The 19,470-nt window shown below is 66.7% G+C and carries 14 protein-coding genes and 3 pseudogenes; 8 read left to right on the top strand and 9 right to left on the bottom strand.

Features of this window, described 5'->3' with window-relative positions; genetic code table 11:
* Positions 1-5: 5 nt before the first annotated feature.
* Positions 6-839, top strand: a complete 834-nt coding sequence (gene proC / locus AC1DD3_RS17225; RefSeq protein WP_230121007.1) for a pyrroline-5-carboxylate reductase — start codon at positions 6-8, stop codon at positions 837-839.
* A gap of 179 nt (positions 840-1,018) precedes the next feature.
* On the opposite strand, the gene AC1DD3_RS17220 is transcribed toward proC, so the two are convergent.
* Both AC1DD3_RS17220 and AC1DD3_RS17215 read right to left on the bottom strand, forming a co-directional pair.
* The gene (locus AC1DD3_RS17220; protein ID WP_230121008.1) at positions 1,019-1,705 is read right to left on the bottom strand and encodes a potassium channel family protein; all 687 of its coding nucleotides are present in this window, start codon (positions 1,703-1,705) and stop codon (positions 1,019-1,021) included.
* Positions 1,698-3,131, bottom strand: coding sequence for a TrkH family potassium uptake protein (locus AC1DD3_RS17215; protein WP_230121010.1), 1,434 nt, complete (start codon positions 3,129-3,131; stop codon positions 1,698-1,700). Before AC1DD3_RS17215 ends, AC1DD3_RS17220 begins: the two co-directional genes overlap by 8 nt.
* A 120-nt stretch (positions 3,132-3,251) precedes the next feature.
* Here AC1DD3_RS17215 and AC1DD3_RS17210 point away from each other — a divergent pair, with 120 nt between their 5' ends.
* Both AC1DD3_RS17210 and AC1DD3_RS17205 read left to right on the top strand, forming a co-directional pair.
* Positions 3,252-4,463 carry an acetoin utilization protein AcuC gene (locus AC1DD3_RS17210; protein ID WP_476882145.1) on the top strand — a complete coding sequence of 404 codons (1,212 nt, stop codon included), beginning with the start codon at positions 3,252-3,254 and terminating at the stop codon, positions 4,461-4,463.
* Positions 4,464-4,539: 76 nt separating this feature from the next.
* On the top strand, positions 4,540-5,193 hold the full coding sequence (locus AC1DD3_RS17205) for an ArsR/SmtB family transcription factor (RefSeq protein ID WP_230121014.1): 654 nt from the start codon (positions 4,540-4,542) through the stop codon (positions 5,191-5,193).
* 20 nt (positions 5,194-5,213) lie between these two features.
* On the opposite strand, the gene AC1DD3_RS17200 is transcribed toward AC1DD3_RS17205, so the two are convergent.
* Positions 5,214-6,545, bottom strand: coding sequence for an alpha-hydroxy acid oxidase (locus tag AC1DD3_RS17200; RefSeq protein WP_290369798.1), 1,332 nt, complete (start codon positions 6,543-6,545; stop codon positions 5,214-5,216).
* 80 nt (positions 6,546-6,625) lie between these two features.
* Here AC1DD3_RS17200 and AC1DD3_RS17195 point away from each other — a divergent pair, with 80 nt between their 5' ends.
* Complete coding sequence (locus tag AC1DD3_RS17195; RefSeq protein ID WP_230121016.1) at positions 6,626-7,321, top strand: FadR/GntR family transcriptional regulator; 696 nt, start codon at positions 6,626-6,628, stop codon at positions 7,319-7,321.
* 93 nt (positions 7,322-7,414) lie between these two features.
* On the opposite strand, the gene AC1DD3_RS17190 is transcribed toward AC1DD3_RS17195, so the two are convergent.
* Both AC1DD3_RS17190 and AC1DD3_RS17185 read right to left on the bottom strand, forming a co-directional pair.
* Complete coding sequence (locus AC1DD3_RS17190; RefSeq protein ID WP_476882144.1) at positions 7,415-9,955, bottom strand: beta-glucosidase; 2,541 nt, start codon at positions 9,953-9,955, stop codon at positions 7,415-7,417.
* Positions 9,956-11,236 (bottom strand): MFS transporter, encoded by a 1,281-nt coding sequence (locus tag AC1DD3_RS17185; protein WP_230121019.1) that lies wholly within the window; start codon positions 11,234-11,236, stop codon positions 9,956-9,958. It lies immediately after the preceding gene.
* A gap of 121 nt (positions 11,237-11,357) precedes the next feature.
* Between AC1DD3_RS17185 and AC1DD3_RS17180 the strand changes: the two genes are divergently transcribed.
* Entirely contained in the window at positions 11,358-11,948 is a 591-nt protein-coding gene (locus AC1DD3_RS17180) for a TetR/AcrR family transcriptional regulator (protein WP_476882143.1), read from the top strand.
* Between the two features lie 21 nt (positions 11,949-11,969).
* Here AC1DD3_RS17180 and AC1DD3_RS17175 read toward each other — a convergent pair whose 3' ends face one another.
* Positions 11,970-12,983, bottom strand: a complete 1,014-nt coding sequence (locus AC1DD3_RS17175) for a LacI family DNA-binding transcriptional regulator (RefSeq protein ID WP_230121023.1) — start codon at positions 12,981-12,983, stop codon at positions 11,970-11,972.
* A gap of 185 nt (positions 12,984-13,168) precedes the next feature.
* Between AC1DD3_RS17175 and AC1DD3_RS17170 the strand changes: the two genes are divergently transcribed.
* The 3 genes and pseudogenes from AC1DD3_RS17170 to AC1DD3_RS17160 form a co-directional block, all read left to right on the top strand.
* Positions 13,169-14,695 carry a Gfo/Idh/MocA family protein gene (locus AC1DD3_RS17170; protein WP_476882142.1) on the top strand — a complete coding sequence of 509 codons (1,527 nt, stop codon included), beginning with the start codon at positions 13,169-13,171 and terminating at the stop codon, positions 14,693-14,695.
* 28 nt (positions 14,696-14,723) lie between these two features.
* Positions 14,724-15,740: an NAD-dependent epimerase/dehydratase family protein gene (locus AC1DD3_RS17165; protein ID WP_230121026.1), complete on the top strand. Its 1,017-nt coding sequence runs from the start codon at positions 14,724-14,726 to the stop codon at positions 15,738-15,740.
* Positions 15,737-16,035 (top strand): annotated as a pseudogene (locus AC1DD3_RS17160) (dihydrodipicolinate synthase family protein); the annotation flags it as partial. The gene AC1DD3_RS17165 and the pseudogene AC1DD3_RS17160, both read left to right, overlap by 4 nt.
* Before the next feature lie 25 nt (positions 16,036-16,060).
* Here the strand turns inward: AC1DD3_RS17160 and AC1DD3_RS17155 are convergent.
* From AC1DD3_RS17155 to AC1DD3_RS17145, 3 genes and pseudogenes are all read right to left on the bottom strand, one after another.
* Positions 16,061-18,424: a SulP family inorganic anion transporter gene (locus AC1DD3_RS17155; RefSeq protein ID WP_476882141.1), complete on the bottom strand. Its 2,364-nt coding sequence runs from the start codon at positions 18,422-18,424 to the stop codon at positions 16,061-16,063.
* A gap of 379 nt (positions 18,425-18,803) precedes the next feature.
* Positions 18,804-19,282: pseudogene (locus AC1DD3_RS17150) on the bottom strand (M24 family metallopeptidase); the annotation flags it as partial.
* 39 nt (positions 19,283-19,321) lie between these two features.
* Positions 19,322-19,470: pseudogene (locus AC1DD3_RS17145) on the bottom strand (DUF222 domain-containing protein); the annotation flags it as partial.

Below are 19,470 nucleotides of genomic sequence, written 5' to 3'. Positions count from 1 at the left end.
GAGCCATGAGCAACCGAATCGCATTCCTTGGCTGTGGATCAATGAACGAGGCCATCATGGGCGGCCTCCTACACGGCGGCACCGATCCCATGGACGTGGTGGCCACCGTCCGGCGCGCAGAGCGGGCCGCCGAACTGGCGGAACGCCACCACGGCATTACCGCCATCGCCGGTGCAGAGGAGCCTGACAACAACAAACAGGCGGCGAAGGGCTCCGCAGTGGTGCTCCTCGGCGTGAAGCCTGTGGGCATCACCGAGCTTGCCCGCGAAATCAGCGATTCGCTTTCCCCCGACACCATTGTCATCAGCGTGGCTGCGGCTGTCTCGATCGCTCAGCTTGAAGCCGCCCTGCCACAGGGCCAGCCCGTGATCCGGACCATGCCCAACACTCCTGCCAGGCTGGGTCGCGGTGTGGTCTCGGTGTCGGCCGGTACCCACTGCACGCCCGAGCAGCTCCAGAAGGCGAAGGACATCCTCTCCGCGGTGGGCACCGTCGTCGAAATTCCTGAGGAGCAGGTGGATGCCCTCTCGGCCATCAGCGGCTCAGGCCCTGCATACGCCTTCTACCTCGCGGAGGCCATGGCGGCTGCCGGCGTCGAGCTCGGCCTTGACGAGGAACTTTCGCTGCTGCTGGCCCGCGAGACCGTGGCGGGCGCGGGACTCATGCTGGCAGAACCCGGCGCCGAGCCGTCCGCACTGCGCAAGGCCGTGACCAGCCCCAACGGCACCACCGAACGCGCCATCGCCACCTTCGATGAAAAGGGCATGCCGGCCATCATCGCGGCCGGGGCCCGAGCCGCGGCGGACCGGGCCGCCGAGATGACCAAGCAGCTCGGCTAGGCCAAGCAGCTCGGCTAAGCCGGCAGCACACACACGCGGCCACGCACCGCGGCAGCAGAAATGCACAAACCCGGGCACCACGGTGCCCGGGTTTGTGCATTTGGGAAGTGATTCTGCCGGGGTCAGGTCCATCCTGCGATGGCGCGTCCAGTGACCGGTCCGGTGCGTCCTGCCATCGGCTACGGCCGTGCGGCGAAGCGCTCCAGCAGGTCCACATGCCCGGACACGATCAGCATGTCGCGGGAAGACACTTTGGTCTCCGGGCGCGCGTAGGTGAAGTCCTCGCCGGGAGATTTCACGCCCACGATGGTCACGCCATACTTGGAACGGACTTTGGATTCGTCCAGGGTGAAGCCCACGGTTTCGCGCGGAGGGTACATCTTGACGATCGCGAAGTCGTCATCGAACTCAATGAAGTCCAGCATGCGGCCTGACACGAGGTGCGCGGCACGGACCCCGGCGTCGGCCTCGGGGTAGATGACGTGGTTGGCGCCGATCCGGGTGAGGATCTTGCCGTGCGACGGCGTAATGGCCTTGACCCACAAGTGCTCGATGCCCAGGTCCACGAGGTTCACGGTGATCAGCACCGAGGATTCAATGGATGTGCCCACGCCGACGACAGCAGAGCTGAACTCCTGCGCGCCGAGCTGGCGGAGCGCGTCAATGTTGGTCGCATCTGCCTCCACCACATGGGTGAGGACCGGCGCCCACTTCTGCACCAGGGACCGGTCGCGCTCGATCGCCAGCACCTCGCGGCCCTGCTTGACCAGCTGCTCGGCAGTGGAGGAGCCGAAGCGGCCCAGCCCGATCACCAGAACGGGAGCATTGTGGGCGGGCCGGTTGACGGCCCCTGACGAATTAGCCAATGATCGGCCTCTCTTCCGGGTAGTGGTACAACTGGCTGCGCTGGCGCAGGGCCAGGGCAGCGGCAAGCGTGACGGTGCCGACGCGGCCGGCGAACATCAGGGCGGAGAGCACGTAGACGCCCGACGGCGGGAGTTCGGCGCTGAGGTTCGTGCTGAGGCCCACGGTGGCGAAGGCGGAAATGGTCTCGAACAGCACCCGGTCCAGTGTCGCCCCGCTGATGTGCAGCAGCAGGAAAGCGGAGACGGAAACCAGGGTAGCGCCTGCGACGATGACGGAGATGGCCACGCGCATGGTTCCCTGGGGGATGGTCCGGCCGTAAACCTTGACGTCCGCGTCACCGCGGGCTTCTGCCACGATGGCCAGGAACATCACGGCAATGGTGGTCACCTTGATGCCGCCCGCCGTGGAGGCGGAACCGCCCCCGGCGAACATGAGCGCATCGGTGAGCAGTTTAGTGGTGGACTCCATGTGGTTCTGGTCCACGAGGTTGAAGCCCCCGGAGCGTGTCATGACGGAGGCGAACAGCGCATGGGTGATCTTGTCCCCGATGTCCATCCCCCCGATGGTCCGGGCGTTGTCCCACTCCATGAGGCCCCACAGGACCGTTCCGGCCGCCAGCAGAATAAACGACACCTGGATGGTCAGCTTGGTATGCAGGTTCCATTTCTTCCAGTTGAGGCCGTTCTGCTGCAGGACCATGACCACGGGGAAGCCCAGGCTGCCCATGAACACGCCAAGCATGAGTGGGATAAGGATCCAGAGATCCGTCTCGTAGGGGACGATGCCGTCCGAATGCGGGGTGAAGCCGGCGTTGTTGAAGGCCGAGATCGAGTAGAAGACGCCGTGCCAGACGGACTGCCAGAACGGTTCACCGAGAGTGAGGAACCGTGGAACGAGGGCCAGTGCCAGCGTGCCCTCGATGACCACGGACGTGGTGATCACGATCCGGAGCAGCGTGCCCACCTCGCCCAGGCGCCCTGCGTTGTTCATCGCCTCCTGGGCGATCAGCTTTCCGCGGACGCCTAGCTTTTTGCTCACCATCAGTGCCAGCAGCGAGGCCAGCGTCAGGGTGCCGAGGCCGCCCACGAAGATGCCCACCAGAATGACGAGCTGCCCGAAGAACGACCAATGGGCCGCTGTCGAAACCACCGTCAGGCCGGTCACGCACACGGCCGAGACGGCGGTGAACAGGGCCTGGTGGAGCGGGGTGTACTCGCCCGTGGCCGACGCCGCCGGCAGGGACAGCAGGCCGGTGAAGAGCACGATGACCACGAAGAACGCCGTGAGAGCCAGGCGCGCGGGGGAGGTGTTGGCGATGTTGTCGATAAAGTCGCGAATACCGGTGAAGATCCACAGGCCGTCCCGCTCCGGCGCTGCGGGTTGCCAGTTGGCCGGGCTCTTGGACCTCGACTGGCTTTGCGTCATGTGTGGCTTTTTCCTCGGTTGAATCTGCTTCCTCCAGTAGTAAACCACTAAAGTCCGCCATATGGCCGGGCCGGGCGCGGAGCGCCGCGGCGGTAACCCCGCTCGGGTAGCCTGTGAGTGATGACTTTCCTGCCCGGACTCAGCCTCCCCGTACTGCCAACGACGGTGGTATGGGACGCCGCCATGACGGCGTACAACTTTGGTCCGGGCCACCCGATGGCGCCGGAGCGGCTTGAGCTCACCGAACGGCTGGCCCGGAGCCTGGGCCTGCTGGACCTTGCGCACGTCAGGCTGGCGGCCCCGGAGCTTGCCGATGACGGCGAGCTGACCACTGTCCACAGCCCCGAGTTCGTTGCGGCGGTCCGCCGCGTCAGCGAAGATCCCACAGCCACTGACGAGGCCCACGGGCTGGGCACCGAGGATGACCCGGCCTTCGCGGGAATGCACGAGGCCGCCGCACGCCTCGCCGGGGGATCCCTGCTCGCGGCCAGCTCGATCCTGGACGGCTCAGCGGTGCACGCTGTGAACTTCGGCGGCGGGCTCCACCACGCGTCACGCGACCGGGCCAGCGGTTTCTGCATCTACAACGACGCTGCGCTCGCCATCCGGAAACTGCTCGACGGCGGCGTGCAGCGCGTGGCATACATCGACGTCGACGCCCACCACGGGGACGGGACGCAAAGCATTTTCTGGGACGATCCCCGGGTCCTCACCATCTCCCTGCACGAAACGGGGATGACGCTCTTCCCAGGCACCGGCTTCGCCAACGAGATCGGCGGCCCGAACGCCCTGGGCAGCGCCGTTAACGTTGCCCTCCCGGCCGGCACGGGCGACGCCGGCTGGCTTCGCGCGTTCCACGCGGTGGTTCCCCAGCTGGTTGGGGCCTTTGAACCGGACGTGATCGTGAGCCAGCACGGCTGCGACTCCCACCGCCTGGATCCGCTGACGCACCTCAACGTCAGCGTGGACGGCCAGCGCGAGGCGACCACCGCCGTCGGGAACCTCGCCGCGCGCCACTGCGACAACCGCTGGATTGCCACCGGCGGCGGCGGGTACCACATCACCGGGGTGGTGCCGCGGACGTGGAGCCACCTGATCGGCATCGCCGCGGGCCGCCCCGTGCCTTTGCGCACGCCGGTGCCGGAAGCGTGGCGGACGTACGTCCACGAGCGGTACGGCACTGCAGCCCCCGCGTTCATGGGCGACGACGCTGACGTCTGGTGGCGGTCGTGGGAGGTCGGGTTCGATCCCAACGACGACGTGGACCGCACCGTGATGGCCACCCGCAAGGAAGTGTTCCCGTTGTACGGCCTGGATCCCTGGTTCGACTGAGACGGCTCGGACATGAGCCATCGGATGGGCGAAATAGTAGATGCCATCCGGCGTATATGTCGCTAGGGTTGGACTCATGGTGACAGACGACGTATTTGCCGTCATTGCTGAGGCAACACGGCGTGACATTCTCGCGTCCCTCCGCGAGGGGGACAAAGCAGTGGGGGAGCTGGTCGAGGAGCTCGCCGCCAGCCAGCCCACCATCTCCAAACACCTCAAGGTGCTGCGCGAGGCCGACCTCGTGAGCATGCGCGCGCAGGGCCAGAAACGCTACTACGCGCTCAACCCGAAACCGCTGGCGGGGATCGCCAGCTGGTTGGAAACCTTCGACGTCGGCCCGTCGGCTGCCGCGGCCACGTCGCCCGAGACCACGGCCCACGGCGGGTCCGACGAGGAACCGCAGCGCGCGAACGCGCTGCCCCAGAGCGCCGGAACTGCCCGTGCCGCCGCCTCGCCGGCGGCTGCTCCGGCCACGGTCGTCCCGGAAGCCTTTGCCGCCGCCGGTTCCGCCGCGGCCGGTCCCGCCGGCACAGCGGCCGGCGCTGCAGAACCTGCCCTCGACGCACCCGGGCGACCCGCCCACGGGCAGCTGAGCCCCGCCGTCGTGGTTCCAGGGGGCCCCGCCCACGACGACACCGTTCCGCAGCAGATCGGACGCACCGTGGGCCGCGGTGCGAAGAAGGCGGCCGACCTCCTGGCAAACCTGCCGAAGTTCGGCCGCAAGAAATAGCCCAAGGGCTGGCGGGCGGCTTACTTGCCGAGGATCCGCACGTGGTCCGGGGTAAGTTCTGAGAGCTTGTTGACCCCGAGGAGGGCCATCGTCCGGGTCATGTCCTTTTCCAGGATCTGGAGGGCGCGGTCCACTCCGGCCCGGCCGCCCGCCATGAGCCCGTACAGGTAGGCGCGGCCAATCAAAGTGAAGTCCGCGCCGAGGGCCAGAGCTGCAATGATGTCCGCGCCGCTCATGATCCCGGTGTCGAGAATGATCGCGGCGTCACTGTTGTCCTTGGTGAAGGCTTCCTTGACGTCCGGGAGCAGGTGGAACGGTATGGGCGCCCGGTCCAGCTGGCGCCCGCCGTGGTTCGAAAGGATCACGCCGTCGGCGCCGTGGTCCACTACCTTGCGCGCGTCATCCACGGTCTGGATGCCCTTGACCACGAGCTTGCCCTTCCACGTCTCGCGGAGCCAGTCGAGGTCCTCGAAGGTCAGGGTGGGGTCGAACATCGAGTTGATCAGGTCAGCCACCGTGCCCGTGTAGCGGGAGAGCGAGGCGAACGTCAGCGGCTCGTGGGTGAGGAAGTTGAACCACCAGGCCGGACGGTAGGAGGCATCCAGCACGGTCTTCAGTGTCAGTGCCGGCGGGATGGTCATCCCGTTGCGGACGTCACGGAGCCGGGCGCCGGCGACGGCGGTGTCCACGGTGACCATGAGGGTGTCGTTGCCAGCCCTGGCAGCCCGCTCGATCAGCTCAAGGGAGCGGTCCCGGTCCGTCCACAGGTACAGCTGGAACCAGTTGCGCCCGTTGGGCGCCGCCTCGGCAACGTCCTCAATGGACGCGGTGCCCATGGTGGACAGCGTGTAGGGGATGCCGGCGGCTTCGGCTGCCTGCGAGCCGGCGTATTCGCCTTCAGACTGCATCATCCGGGTGAAGCCGGTGGGGGCGATGCCGACCGGGAGCCGTGAGGGCTTGCCCAAAATGTCGGTGCCCAGGTCGATGCTGGAAACATTCCGGAGGATGCCCGGGCGGAACTCGATGTTCAGGAAAGCCTCGCGGGCGCGGCGCAGGGTGATCTCGGCTTCAGCCGCGCCGTCGGTGTAGTCGAAGGGGGCCTTGGGCGTGCGGCGCTTTGCAATATCGCGGAGTTCCCAGATGGTGCTTGCCCTGTTGAGCCGTGCCGCCTTGCTGAACTCGGGCTTCTTGAACTGCATCAGCGGGGCAAGGTCCGAATACTTGGGCACCCGGCGCTTGAGGGCATCGGGTATGCGGGGAGCCTTAGGAGTACTGACCTCCGTGCCCGCTGGCGCCGTTTCCTTCGGCGTGGTGGGTGCCTTCGGATTGGTCGATTCAACTGTCTGCGTCATTGCTGCCTCCGAGTGCGGAATCATGTGGTTGGACCACACTCTAGTCCATGTGGTCCAACCACATCAACTAGGATGGGCGCATGCGCACGCACCAACTTGTCATGCAGTGGATCGAGGACCAGCTCTCGGGCGGGCAGCTCGCGGTGGGCGGGCGCCTCCCTGCGGAGCGCAGCCTGGCCGAGCAGCTCGGCGTGTCCCGGACCTCGGTCCGGGAAGCCATCCGCATCCTGGAGGCCATGGGCGTGGTGCGCGCCGGCGTCGGCTCGGGACCCGAGGCCGGGACGGTGGTGATTTCCGACCCGACTGCGGCGCTTGGCTCGGCCCTGCGGCTGCACGTGGCCACCCAGCACCTGCCGGTGTCAGACGTCGTGGAGACCCGCGTGCTGCTTGAGTCCTGGGCTGCGGCCCGGGCGAAGCCTGATGCCCCGGAGCTCCTTCACGCTTCAGAACTGCTCGATGACATGGACTCCGCCGGACCGGGAGTGGACGAATTCCTGGCCCTCGATGTCCGCTTCCACATTGCGCTCGCCGACGCCGCAGGAAACGCCGTGGTCAGCGCCATGATGGGGTCCCTGCGCGAAGCCATCCAGGGCTACGCCGCGAAGCTGACGGCGAACCTTCCCGATTGGGATGCAACCGCTGCCCGGCTGCGCTCGGAGCACAGGGAGATTCTGGAAGCCATCAGGAACGGCGACGGCGGCCGCGCAGCTGAGCTGGTTGCCGCCCACATCGAGGGGTACTACAAAGAATCCGGCCTTGGGCGCGGCCACGGCTGACAGCTCGCCCATAAAGCAGCTCGCCCAGAAGGCAGTTGGCGGCAGTGTTCACGACGGACACTGCCGCCAATTGTCATGGCAGGGAAGGGCTGGCTAGCGGACCTCGATCTCCAGCTCCTGGAAGTCGTCGGCCGCGTGCCGGCCCACCAGCAGCCGGAACGCCCCGCGCTCAAACTGCCATCCGCCGTCGTAATGGCCGAACGCCCTGGCGGGGATCCGGACCTCGACGCTGCCTGTGCCGCCGGCGGCCAGATGCGTCCCGGCATAGCCTGCAAGCCAGCGGACCGGGCGCTCCACTGCGGAGTCCGCACGGGCAATGTAGACCTGCACCACTTCGCGGCCCGTCCGGGCTCCGGTGTTGCGGACCGGAATGTTGACCACCACGTTCTGGCCGGCGGAAACGCACTGCGGCGCGTGCGCACGGCCAAGCTCGAACGCGGTGTAGCCCAGGCCGAAGCCGAACGGCAGCAGGGGCGCGGCACCGCCGGCGGCTTCCTGCTTGAGCCAGGCGCGGTATCCGACGTGAATGCCCTCGGAGTACACCACCTTGCCGTCCACGGGTGTGGTGTTGAGAACCGGCACGTCCTCAACCGCGGCGGGCCAGGTGGTGGGCAGGCGGCCGCCTGGTTCCTCCTTGCCGAGCAGGATGTCCGCCACCGCGGAGCCAAACTCCTGGCCGCCGAACCAGCCGAGCAGCACAGCGCCGACCTTGTCGATCCACGGCATCAGCACGGGAGAACCGGAATTGACCACCACAACGGTGCGTGGATTGACGGCGGCCACAGCTTCGACGAGCTCGTTCTGGTGACCCGGCAGGTCCAGGTCCTTGCGGTCGAATCCCTCGGACTCTATGGCCGCGTTGGTGCCCACAACCACCACGGCGACGTCCGAGGTGCGGGCGTCTTCGACTGCGGCCCGGATCTCCGCCTGGGGATCATCGACGACGGTTTCCTCGCCGAGCAGGATGGCGATGAGCGGGATCTCCTGCTGCTGCGGCAACTCATAGAGAGCCTCGATGGCCGTGCGCTGGCCCGCCGTGGTCTCGATGGCATGAACTGTCTGGGGCGGATCGAAGAGGGCGGCTCCGAGGACATCGGTGTCGTCCTCCAGTTCTCCGCTGAACACGTCCGCGCCGTCGACCGACAGCCGGATGCGGCCTACCGTGCCCACGCCCACGTGATGGGTGCCGGCAGTTTCAGCAGTCCATTCGGTCTGCATCCGGACGAAGGCCGTGCCGTCCGGAATGCCGACGCCGAACCAGATGAGGTGCGAGGCCAGCCGGTCCTCGCCGGAGATCTCCCTGCCGTCGGCGTCAAGGAAGGTCACGCGCATCCCCGGGACGCCGCTGACCGGATTGTGCAGCGACCTCCGGGCAAACGGCTGGATTCCCTCGGCAACCTTGGCGCCGCGTGCAAAGGTGACGGCAGCATCGCCCGGCAATGCCTTTCGGAGGCCTTCCAGCGGTGAGACGTTGTACCTGGGCATGACCGTGGCGCTGCCGCCGCCCTGCGTTCGGGCCTCTTCGGCGTTGTGGCCGATCACCGCCACGCTGGTCAACGACGCAGCGTCGAGGGGGAGGAGGCCGCCTTCATTGCGGACCAGCACAGCACCGCGGACGGCCACCTCGCGGGCCACCTGGGCGCCGTCGAGCGCTCGGGGGAACTCCGTGACGGCGGGCTCGAAGCCCGCAAGCGAACCGACACGGGCGGCCAGGCGCAGGATCCGCGTGGCCTTTTCCAGGATCGCCTCCCGGCTGACGCGGCCGTCGTGTACGGCGGCAATCAGTCTTGCGCCCCAGTGGCCCACCGGTCCGGGCATCTCGAGGTCCTGGTGCGCGTTCGCAGCAGCCACGGACCGGACGCCGGTCCAGTCGGAGACCACGACGCCGTCAAAGCCCCACTCGGTGGAGAGCGGTGTTTCGAGGAGCTTGTTCTCGCTTGCGGTGGTGCCGTTGATGGAGTTGTAGGAGCTCATGACCAGCCAGGCGCGGGCCTCGGTGATGGCGTCCTCGAAGGCGGCAAGATACAGCTCGCGGAGGGGGCGCTCGTCCACTACGGAGTCCGACGTGAATCGTTCAGTTTCGGCCTCGTTGGCCAGGTAGTGTTTCGGGGTAGCGCCGACGCCCATGGACTGCACCCCGGACACGTAGCCGGCGGCCATGGTGGCGGTCAGGCGGGGGTCCTCGCTCATGCACTCGAAGTGCCGGCCGCCCAGCGGTGAGCGGTGCAGGTTAATGGTGGGGCCGAGCACGGCGTGGACGCCCTTGCGACGCGCCTCCTGGCCCAGCACCTGGCCGTAGCGGCGGGCCACGTCCACGCTCCAGGTTGCGGAAAGGGCGGACGACGACGGCAGCGAGACGGAATCGTGCCGCTCGTCGAAGTCTTCGCCGCGGACACCGGCAGGGCCGTCGGAGAGCACGATGCGTTTGAGGCCGATTTCCGGCAGGGCGTGAGTGGACCAGACGTCCGCGCCGGTGAGGAGCCTGACCTGCTGCTCCAGGCTCAGGCTTGCTGCGAGCTCGCGCAGGCGGGCCTCGGCGGACGGGTCCAAGGGTGCGTCCAGCGGCGCGTCTGCGGGGCTGGCTGCAGACTCGTCGGATGCGCCGGGCTTCTGCGTCGAGAGTGTGGGGTTCATTTACTTGACTCCTTTGATGCGGGTTACGAGGACGGCGCCGATGATTCCCACGACGGCACCGCCGAGGAACAGTGCTGTGTAGCCGCCGAGCGCGATGACGGGGAAGGCGACAGCCGGAACAAGGGACTGGGGGAGTGCCTGGGCGATGTTGAAGACGCCGAAGGTCTTGGCGTTCTCAGTCTGTGTGCCGGGAAGCAGGTCGGCGATCAGGGCGACGTCGACGGCACCGAAGCAACCGAGGCCCAGGCCGACGATTGCCTGTCCCACCATGACCTGGTCTGTGCTGGAACTCGTGGCGATGATGATGAGGCCCGTCATCATGATGAGGGCGGAGGCGATGACGAGGGCCTTGCGCTTGCCGATCCTGTCGCTGATCCATCCTCCGGCAAGGCTCGTGACCACGGTGCCCGCCGAGCTGACGAGGGTTGCCTGGAACACCAGGCTGGCGATGCTCTCCTCTGCAACGTGGAGCTGGTCGGCAAAGAAATAGGGAAGGTACAGCAGTGCGGCGCAGTAGCCCACGTAGACCATGAACTTGGTGAGCCAGGCCCAGCCGAGGCCGGGATGGATGCGGGGGTTGAAGTGGAAGGATCCCAACACTTCCTTCAGGTTCAGAGGCGCGGGCTTCTCGGTGAGGACGCGGTCCTTGAAGGTGAAGGCGAATCCGATCGCCACTGCCGTGCCCACTATGCCCGGGACGATGGCCATCTGGAAGGCGTTCTCGAACAATTGCGCGAAGTAGGCACCGGACACGAGTCCGATGGACAGGGTCATACCGATCAGGCCGGACAGCCGGCCACGCTCCTGGGGTGCGGCCTGGTCAGGAAGTGTGGCCACGAGCGCGGCCAGTGCCGCGTTGAAACCGAGCTGCGCCACGATCCAGGCCACCAGCACCCCGGACACGTCCGCAGCCGCACCCAGGAGGAACAGCGCACCCAGACCGACAAGTGAACCGCCGATGATCCACGGCTTGCGCATGCCGAACCTGGACGTCGTGCGGTCGCTCAGCCGGCCGATGAGCGGATTGGCCAGCAGTGCCACAACGGCTCCGACGCCGGCCACGAGGCTCAGTGCGCCAGCCCGGGTGTCCGGCGTGGTGATCTCGGAAACCTTGATGGCGAGCACCACGATGGCAGGCGCGAGCAGCGCCATCCACAGGCCCGCACTGGCGATCGGCATGCCGATGACGTAGGCGCGCGGTGCCTTGGTGACTGAAGGGCGGGGTGATGGGGATGGGGCGGCCAGAGCCGCGGAATCTTGGGTAATGGTCGTGACGGCCACGGTGCCTCCTGACGAAAAGTGACCCTCCGTTGGGTCTTCGAGAAATAGCGTACAAGTAAAAACCAAGTCTGACTAGGTTTTGTCTCAGGTGACATAGCCGAACGTGAAATAAACTGGCGGAATGTCTACAACGAAGCCCCGCGGGCCGTATGCAAAAGGCGCGGAACGCCGTGAGCAGATCGTCCAGACGGCCACCGACGTGTTTGCCACCGAAGGCTTTGAAGGCACGGCCCTCAAGCGGGTGGCGGAGCTGGTGGGAGTCAAGGAGGCCACGCTCTTCCACTACTTCACCGGCAAGCAGGAACTCCTGACGGCGGTACTCGCCGAGCGCGACCGGCGCGGCCGGGAGCTGGGCAGCGCCGGGGAAAACGGACTGGCGGCGCTGGTGCCCGTCGCGGAACGGAACCGCGACGCCCCTGGGCTGACCACGCTGTACGCCGTGGCGTCAGCTACGGCAAATGATCCAGGGCATGCTTCCCATGGCTATTTCCAAGACAGGTACGCCCGGTTGGTCGAAGAGCTCGCGGCGGATATCGGGCACAAGCAGCAGTCCGGGGAGGTCCGGTCGGACGTTGCGGCCGAGTCCCTGGCGCGCCTGGTCATTGCGGCCTTCGACGGGCTGCAGCTGCAATGGCTGTATGACAAGAATGTGGACATGGCGCAGGGGCTCGGGGAGCTCATCGGCGTCCTGCTCGCCCCGCAGGCGTCCTAGTTCGCCCCGTCCGAGTTTTTTTTAGTTTTTGGCCGGTCCCGTACTGCCGCGGACCTCCACCTGCGGCCGAAAGATATTCACGGCATCCTGGGAGCCTTCGTTGCGGATCAGCGCACGCAGGCGGTGCCAGGCCTGAGCGCCGAGCTCCGTGATGGGCACCGCCGCCGTGGTCAGGGGCGGGGTGGTGTACCTGGCGAACTGGATGTCGTCAAAGCCTGTCACTGAGATATCCTCGGGCACCCGGACGCCGCGCTCGTGCAGTCCGCTGAGCAGGCCCATTGCCACAAGGTCGTTGAATGCCAGCACGCTGGTGCCGCCGCTGGCCAGCACGGCATCCACTGCACCGTGCCCGGCCTCGAAATTTGAACCGCCGTCAATCATCTGGAGTTCGATGCCGGGGTGCCCGGCCTGGAATTTCTCGAGCCCTTGCACGCGTAACGCGTTGGAGGCGCTGCGTGACGGGCCTGAGAGGAAGACAATCCGGGTGTGGCCTAGTTCCACGAGGTGCTCGGCCAGCTCCTGGATTCCCTGGCCATAATCCACCATGAGGCTGGGGACCCTGCTTTCGGTGGTGGTGCGGTTGATCAGCACCATTGGTTGCAGCGACGGCGCCAGCTCCTCGAGTTCGGCATCCCCCATGCGCGGTGCGCAAAGCACCAGACCGTCGCACCGCCGTCGAGCCTCTCCGGCCAGGATGGCCTCCTCGCTGGAGACTTCGGAGGAATCGGCGATGAGCACGCGGTAACCGTCCCGGGCAGCGGCCCTGCTGAGTCCCCGGAGGATGGCCTGGAATGTGGGGTTGGCCAGGTCCGGCACCACGATGCCGATGGTGTCGGTCTTGCCCAGTGCGAGGCTGCGGCCCACCGGGTTTGGCTGGTAGTTCAGCTCGGCGGCCGCCTCCCGGACCCGGGTAGCGATGGCAGGGTCCACCGTGAGGTTGCCGTTCATGACACGCGAAACCGTCGCGTGCGACACCCCCGCCTTCAGCGCAACGTCGGCTATGCCGATCCGCCGAGTGGTTGATCTCCGGCCCATGTGGTCCCTTCCCTGGCTGGCAACATCAGATCCCGCCGGAGCTGCGGATATTTGGTTGACGTACCTGCTGATGACTTGATACAAAGCATATAAGGCAATGAGAAAACGCTTTCTCATCCGATTCTTCCCATTCCAGGCCAGCCCGTCAACCGGTTGGCACCTCTGCCTTTGGAAAGGGGCAATCCATGGTCAACGTCGATACTGCTGGAGAAACGCCCGCGCTGGCTGAGGCCTCCGGCGCTGCAGCGGGTGAGGGCCAGGGGCGCACCCGTTTCGCCCTCGTCGGCACCGGATCCCGCTCGGAAATGTATGTCCGCGCCATTCTGGGCCAGCACGCCGACGTGGCCGAACTCGTGGCCCTCAGCGACGTCAATCCGGGCCGGGTGCAGTATTTCCAGGACCTGGCCAGCGAGCTGGCGGGCGGAAAGCCGGAACCCCTGGCCACCTTTGAACCGTCCAGGCTCGCTGAGTTCATCGCTGATCACGACATTGCGCGGGTCATCATCACCACGCCCGACTACACGCACGCCGACTTCATCGTCACCGCGCTGGAGGCGGGAGCCGACGTCGTGGTGGAGAAGCCGCTGACCATCGACGCCGAAGGTTGCCGGCGCATCACCGCGGCTGTGTCGAAGACCGGGCGCAACGTTGTGGTGACGTTCAACTACCGCTACTCGCCCCGGAACAGCGCCCTCAAAGAAGTCATTCAGAGCGGAGTGCTCGGCAAGGTCACTTCGGTGGACTTTTCGTGGATGCTGAACACGGTCCATGGCGCGGACTACTTCCGCCGTTGGCACCGCGAGAAGGCCAACTCGGGCGGGCTCCTCATCCACAAAGCCTCGCACCACTTCGACCTCGTGAACTGGTGGATCGACGATGTCCCTGTGCGCGTCTTTGCTTCAGGCGGCCTGAAGTTCTACGGCGACAAGAACGCAGCCGAACGAGGCCTGGGCGTCCGGCCGGAACGCGGCACCCCAAGTCCCGCAGCAGGCAATCCCGACGCCGGGATCCCGGCCACGGGCGCCGCCGCCACGGGAGCCACCGGCGCCGTCACGGACCGTGAGGCCGGCGCCGTCACGGACCGTGAGGCCGGCGCCGACCCCTTCCTCCTGGACCTTCGTGAGGACGAAAAGCTGCGGGAGCTCTACTACGAGAATGAGCGCTATGACGGCTACCGCCGTGACCAGGACGTGTTTACCGCCGGGATCACCATCGAGGACAACCTCGCGGTCGTGGTGGATTACGACGGCGGGCCCACCCTGAGCTATTCGCTCAACGCCCACAGCCCCTGGGAAGGGTACCGGGTGGCCATCAACGGCACTGAAGGCCGGGTCGAGCTGGAGGTGGTGGAGCGGTCCGCCGTGCTGCACGGCAACGGCAAGAAGACTGTGGTGGACCCAAGCGCCACACCGGTCGAGGAGGACGACGCCGTCCGCCGCAATGGTGAGCGACTGGTGGTACAGCGCCACTGGGAGGCTGCCTACGAGATGCCGATCATCAACGGCGAGGGCGGCCACGGCGGGGGCGACATCCTGCTCCTCTCGGACCTTTTCAACGGTCCTGGCCCGGATCCGCTGGGCCGTCCCTCCGGTTACCTGGACGGACTCCGCTCGGTATCCGTGGGCATTGCCGGAAATGAATCCCTGGCCTCGTCCCTCCCCGTCCGCATTGACGAGCTCAACCTCGGCGCGGACCTCCACCGCGGCCGCTGAGCCGGCGGACCACAAGTTAGGAAAATCGATGAGGATTTTAGTTACCGGCGGCGCAGGCCGTCTGGGACGCAGCGTCGTCGAAGGCCTCGCCGGGGCCGGCCACGATGTCATCTCAGTTGACCGGGACGCCGTGCCCGCAAACCGGCTGCCCGCCGGCGCCGTTCAGCTCACCGCTGACCTTCTAGCGCCGGGGGAGGCCCTGCGTCTGCTGCGGGACTCAGCGCCCGACGCCGTCATCCACCTCGCGGCGATTGCCGTACCTTTCAGCGCGCCGGAGGACGTCATCTTCGGCACCAACACCCGGCTCGCCTACGCCGTTCTCAGCGCCGCCACGGAGGCGGGGGTCCCGAAAATCGTCACCGCGAGCAGCCCGACCGTGCTGGGTTACGGTTCACCTGCCGGCTGGCTGCCGGATGCCTTCCCGCTGGACGAGGACACAACACCCAAACCCTGGAACGCCTACGCCCTGTCCAAGCTGATCGCCGAACAGACGGTGCAGATGTTTGCCGCGGCGCAGGGCGGAAGGATCCGCTACGCCGCGTTCCGTCCCTGTCTCGTGATCTCGCCCGAGGAGTGGGAGGGCGCGCCAACCCAGCAGGGCCATACCCTGGCCGAGCGGCTGGCCGACCCCGTTCTCGCCGCACCCGCTCTGTTCAACTACGTCGATGCCCGCGACGTGGCCGATTTCCTGGGCCTGCTCCTGCAAAAAATGGACTCCATCCCCAACGGCCAGACGTTCTTTGTGGGCGCGGCAGACGCCCTCGCCACCGAGCCCCTGGCGGAACTCATCCCGCGTTTCCTCCCCGGCAGTGCCGGACTGGCAGCAGCCCTGACCGGCACGCGCCCTGCCTTTTCCATCGCAAAAGCCCGGGAACTGCTCGGCTGGGAGCCCACACGGAGCTGGCGGACAGAACTGAGAAATCCAGCACTAGGAAACCCAGGACTAGGTGACCCGGCACTAGGAAACCCAGCCCCACCACGCCTCAACGATGAGGCCCCCACGGCCATGGCCACGGCAGGAACCGGACTCAAGGAGACACCATGAAGTTCGACGGCGTACTTTTCTTCCCTGTCACCCCGTTCGCCCCCACGGCACCGTGGACGTGGCCGTCCTGAAGGAACACATCAGCTCCCGGCTGCCGTTCGGACCCGCTGGAGTATTCGCCGCCTGCGGCACGGGCGAGTTCCACGCGCTGGGCATCGACGAAGTGGGCACTGTGGTGGCAGCCGCCGTCGAGGTCGTTGCCGGCCGGGTGCCGGTCGTTGCCGGAGCGGGCGGACCGCTGGGGCACGCCACTTCGGCAACCCGGGCTGCCGAAGTGGCTGGCGTCGACGGACTTGGATTCAGCTTCAGCTAGTCAACGCTTAGCTACTCAACGCGGGCGCCGCTGCAGACCCGGTGAGTTGACCGCCGTCGTCACTCCGCGGCAGCGGATCCAGATGGCTGATACCGGCCGGGGTGACCTGCAGAACCTGGGCTGTGGCGATGTCGTAGAACAGCCCGGTGAGGTGCAGCTCGCCGGACCGGAGTGCCGCCTGAACGTCGGCATGGCGCTGCAGTTGCTCAAGCTGGACGGCCACGTTGACCATTGCCAGTTGGTCCACCTCTCCATATCCCGCGTTTGCCGCGGCGGCCTGTACCGGATGGCCGGCGCGGAATGCGGCCAGGCTGGGCCGGGCGTGATCGAGCCAGGCGTCGACGGGGCTGCGCCCGGCCTCTTCCCGACCGTCACCGGCCTTCGTGTCCCAACCCGCTGCGGGCTCAGCCAGCAGGGCCGTCATGGCACCGCAGCCTGAGTGCCCGCAGATGACCACGGACCTGACGGAAAGTTCGTTGAGCGCGAAGTCCAGAGCTGCTTCAACCGAGGGATCGAGCCGGTCGTTTCCCACCACGTTGCCGACGTTCCGGACGGTGAACAGGTCGCCGGGGCCGCTGCTCGTGATCAGGTTCGGCACCAGCCGGGAATCTGCGCAGGTCAGGAACAAGGTGTCGGGGTTCTGGGCTGTGGACAGTTCCTGCACGTGGGGACGGAGCAGGTGCGCGTGGCGCCGGTGGTAGTTGTCCACGCCCTCGAGTACCGGACGCAGCGGAGCTGGAGCCTCGGCCGCCGCGCCCGCGTGGGCCGGCCGTTCATGCTGCTGCCAGCTGTGCCACGGGGCAAAGCCGCAGCGGAGGGCGGAACGCGAGCTGCCACGCGCCGGAGGGCCGGCCTGGGCATCGTGCAGTGTGGCTGTACCGCTTTCCTCGATCTTCACGGTGCCGCCGTTGCTGACGTGCCGCCGGCGCCAGGCCTCCAAGGTGTCGTGGACGGGGTGATCAAGGAAGTCCACCTCAAGCTCCACGGTCACGTGTGACTCCGACGGGACTGAAGCCAGCACATGGCTCAGGCGGGGAAGGGAGAGGAAGCTGCAGGAGCCGTCAATGACCACCCGCCAGCGCCGTTCGTCCCTCTCGCCCAAAGGTTCCGCGTGGATGCTGGCCCGGACCACGCGCCACAGGACGAGCGCCACGGCCAGGGCGAGTCCGGTGAGCACGCCTGCGAGGAGGTTGACGAACACCACGGTGAGAAGCGTGACGGCATACACCGCCAGGTCGCCGGTCATGCGGGCGGTCTTGAAGTCAGCCACCTTCACCAGCCGCATGCCGATAATGATGAGCAGGCCTGCGAGGACGGCCACCGGAACCAGTTCGATAACCCCCGCAAGAAGGAGCGAGAAGACGAGGACCCAGATGCCGTGAAGGACGGCCGACTTGCGGGTCCGTGCCCCTGCTTCAAGGTTTGTCGCGCTGCGCACGATCACACCAGTGACGGGCAGGCCGCCCAGCATTCCGGACGTTACGTTCGCGGCTCCCTGGCCGAGGAGTTCACGGTTGAAATCCGTCCGGGCGCCGTGGTGCATCCTGTCCACGGCGACGGCGGAGAGCAGCGACTCCACGCTTGCTACCAGGGCGATAGTAATGACGCCGACCGCAACGGCCCCCCAGTGTCCGCCCGGCAGCTGAGGCAACGACACTGCGTCCAGCAGCGACCCGTCAAAGGTGATCCGGTCGACGTCGGACTTGAAAGGCAGTGACAGAGCCGTGGCGGCGACCACTGCCACCAGTGGCGCGGGGACCCGGCGCACGGCGGCCGGCATGTGCTTCCAGCCGAGCACAAGGAGGATGACGGTGACGCCGAGGACAGCGGCCTGGTGGTCCAGCGAGGCGATGGTGGACGGAAGGGCCTTGACGTTCTGCCATGCTGATTCGCCGGCCTCGGCGCCGAGCATGACATGCGCCTGCTGCAGGACGATGATGATGCCGATTCCGGCCAGCATGGCGTGGACGACGACGGGGGCGATGGCCAGTGCCACGCGGCCAACTCGTGCAAAGCCGAGCAGGGCCTGAAGAACTCCGGCGGCCGCGGTGATGGCGCAGGTGGCTGGCCAGCCGAACTGGTCGATGAGACCGGCGACGATGACGGTGAGTCCTGCGGCCGGGCCGCTGACCTGCAGGGGCGATCCTCCGAGGGTGCCGGCCACGATGCCTCCGATGGCTGCAGCGATCAGGCCGGCCATAACCGGGGCGCCGGAGGCCGCGGCGATGCCAAGCGACAGCGGAACCGCAACGAGGAACACCACCAGGGACGCTGGCAAGTCCCAGCGGAGTCCGGATGTGAGGACGGTTCGTAGGGGAATTCGGCTTCCGGTGTGTAGGGGGATTGGATCCGTGGCGGCTGTTGAGGGCATTTCAGTCCTTGGCTCGTTTGGCGGGTCCTTGTCCACGCTATTGATGCCGCTGTGAGGGCCGCAAGGGTCTCCATCGTGAGAAGAAACACCCGAGTGAAGCCGTAAACCCGGGCTTAATAAAGTGTGAACGGCTCCTTTTGACGTGATGAGAGGCGCCGCCACCTCGGGTTCGGTGAAGGCGGCTTCATCGCTTGCCCGATGGCTTCCTGCCGTGGTTCCGGGGTGGACGGCAGATGAGGAGTAGGCGCATGGGGATGGTCGGGCTTCGCCTCGGAATTCAGGAACAAAATCAAGTCAAGTTAGTAATTCAGCTCATCTGACGGTTCCCCGCCGCAAAAAAATTCTGCCCGTGCCTGGCCTCGCAGCCGCAAAATGAGCTTCACAACTGCAGCGTCAGCGGTCTTTCGATGCCGTCAGCCGGAGCGGACGGCCAGCGCGGGTGTGCAGTCAGGACATTGAGCCCGTTGCCGGTCAGCTGGATGGTGTCCTCGATTTTCACGCCCGGACCGGACGGGTTCCAAGTGAAGGGCTGGTTGACCACCACGGCATACCCTGCGCCTGCCGTGACCCGGATCGCGCCCGGCATACCCTGCCGGACCGCCTTGGTGATGCAGTTCCCACTGCTCCGGACCGAAGCCGTGGCGGACGTAAGCCGACTGGATTTCCGTGAATATGCCGGCCAGCCCGGCCCCCTGGCACCGTGGTAGCGAAGACGTCCGCGTCGACTGCAGCGATTCTGGCCTCAGCGTCCCGTTCCTCGGGGCTGGACGCATCGAAGCGGACACAGCGGGTCGCATTGGCCACGAGGCCGTCACGCCTGGCGCAGGCCACCAGCATTGCCCTGCGGCCAATCGGTAAGCGACGAAGCTTTGGGCTGGGTGCCGGGTGGGCAGCGTCTTATGTTCGGTGGTGGTGGTTGCGTCGGGGTTTTTGGGTGGGGTCGATGTGGGGTGGGGGGATGAACCAGGGGATGCCGGTGGTGATGTGGATTTGCCATTGTTCTTTGTGGATGAGGTGGTGGTGGTGGGTGCAGAGGAGGACGCCGT

It is taken from the genome of Arthrobacter sp. 05T444 (genome assembly GCF_056395905.1).
This window is presented reverse-complemented; position numbering and strand designations above follow the sequence as displayed.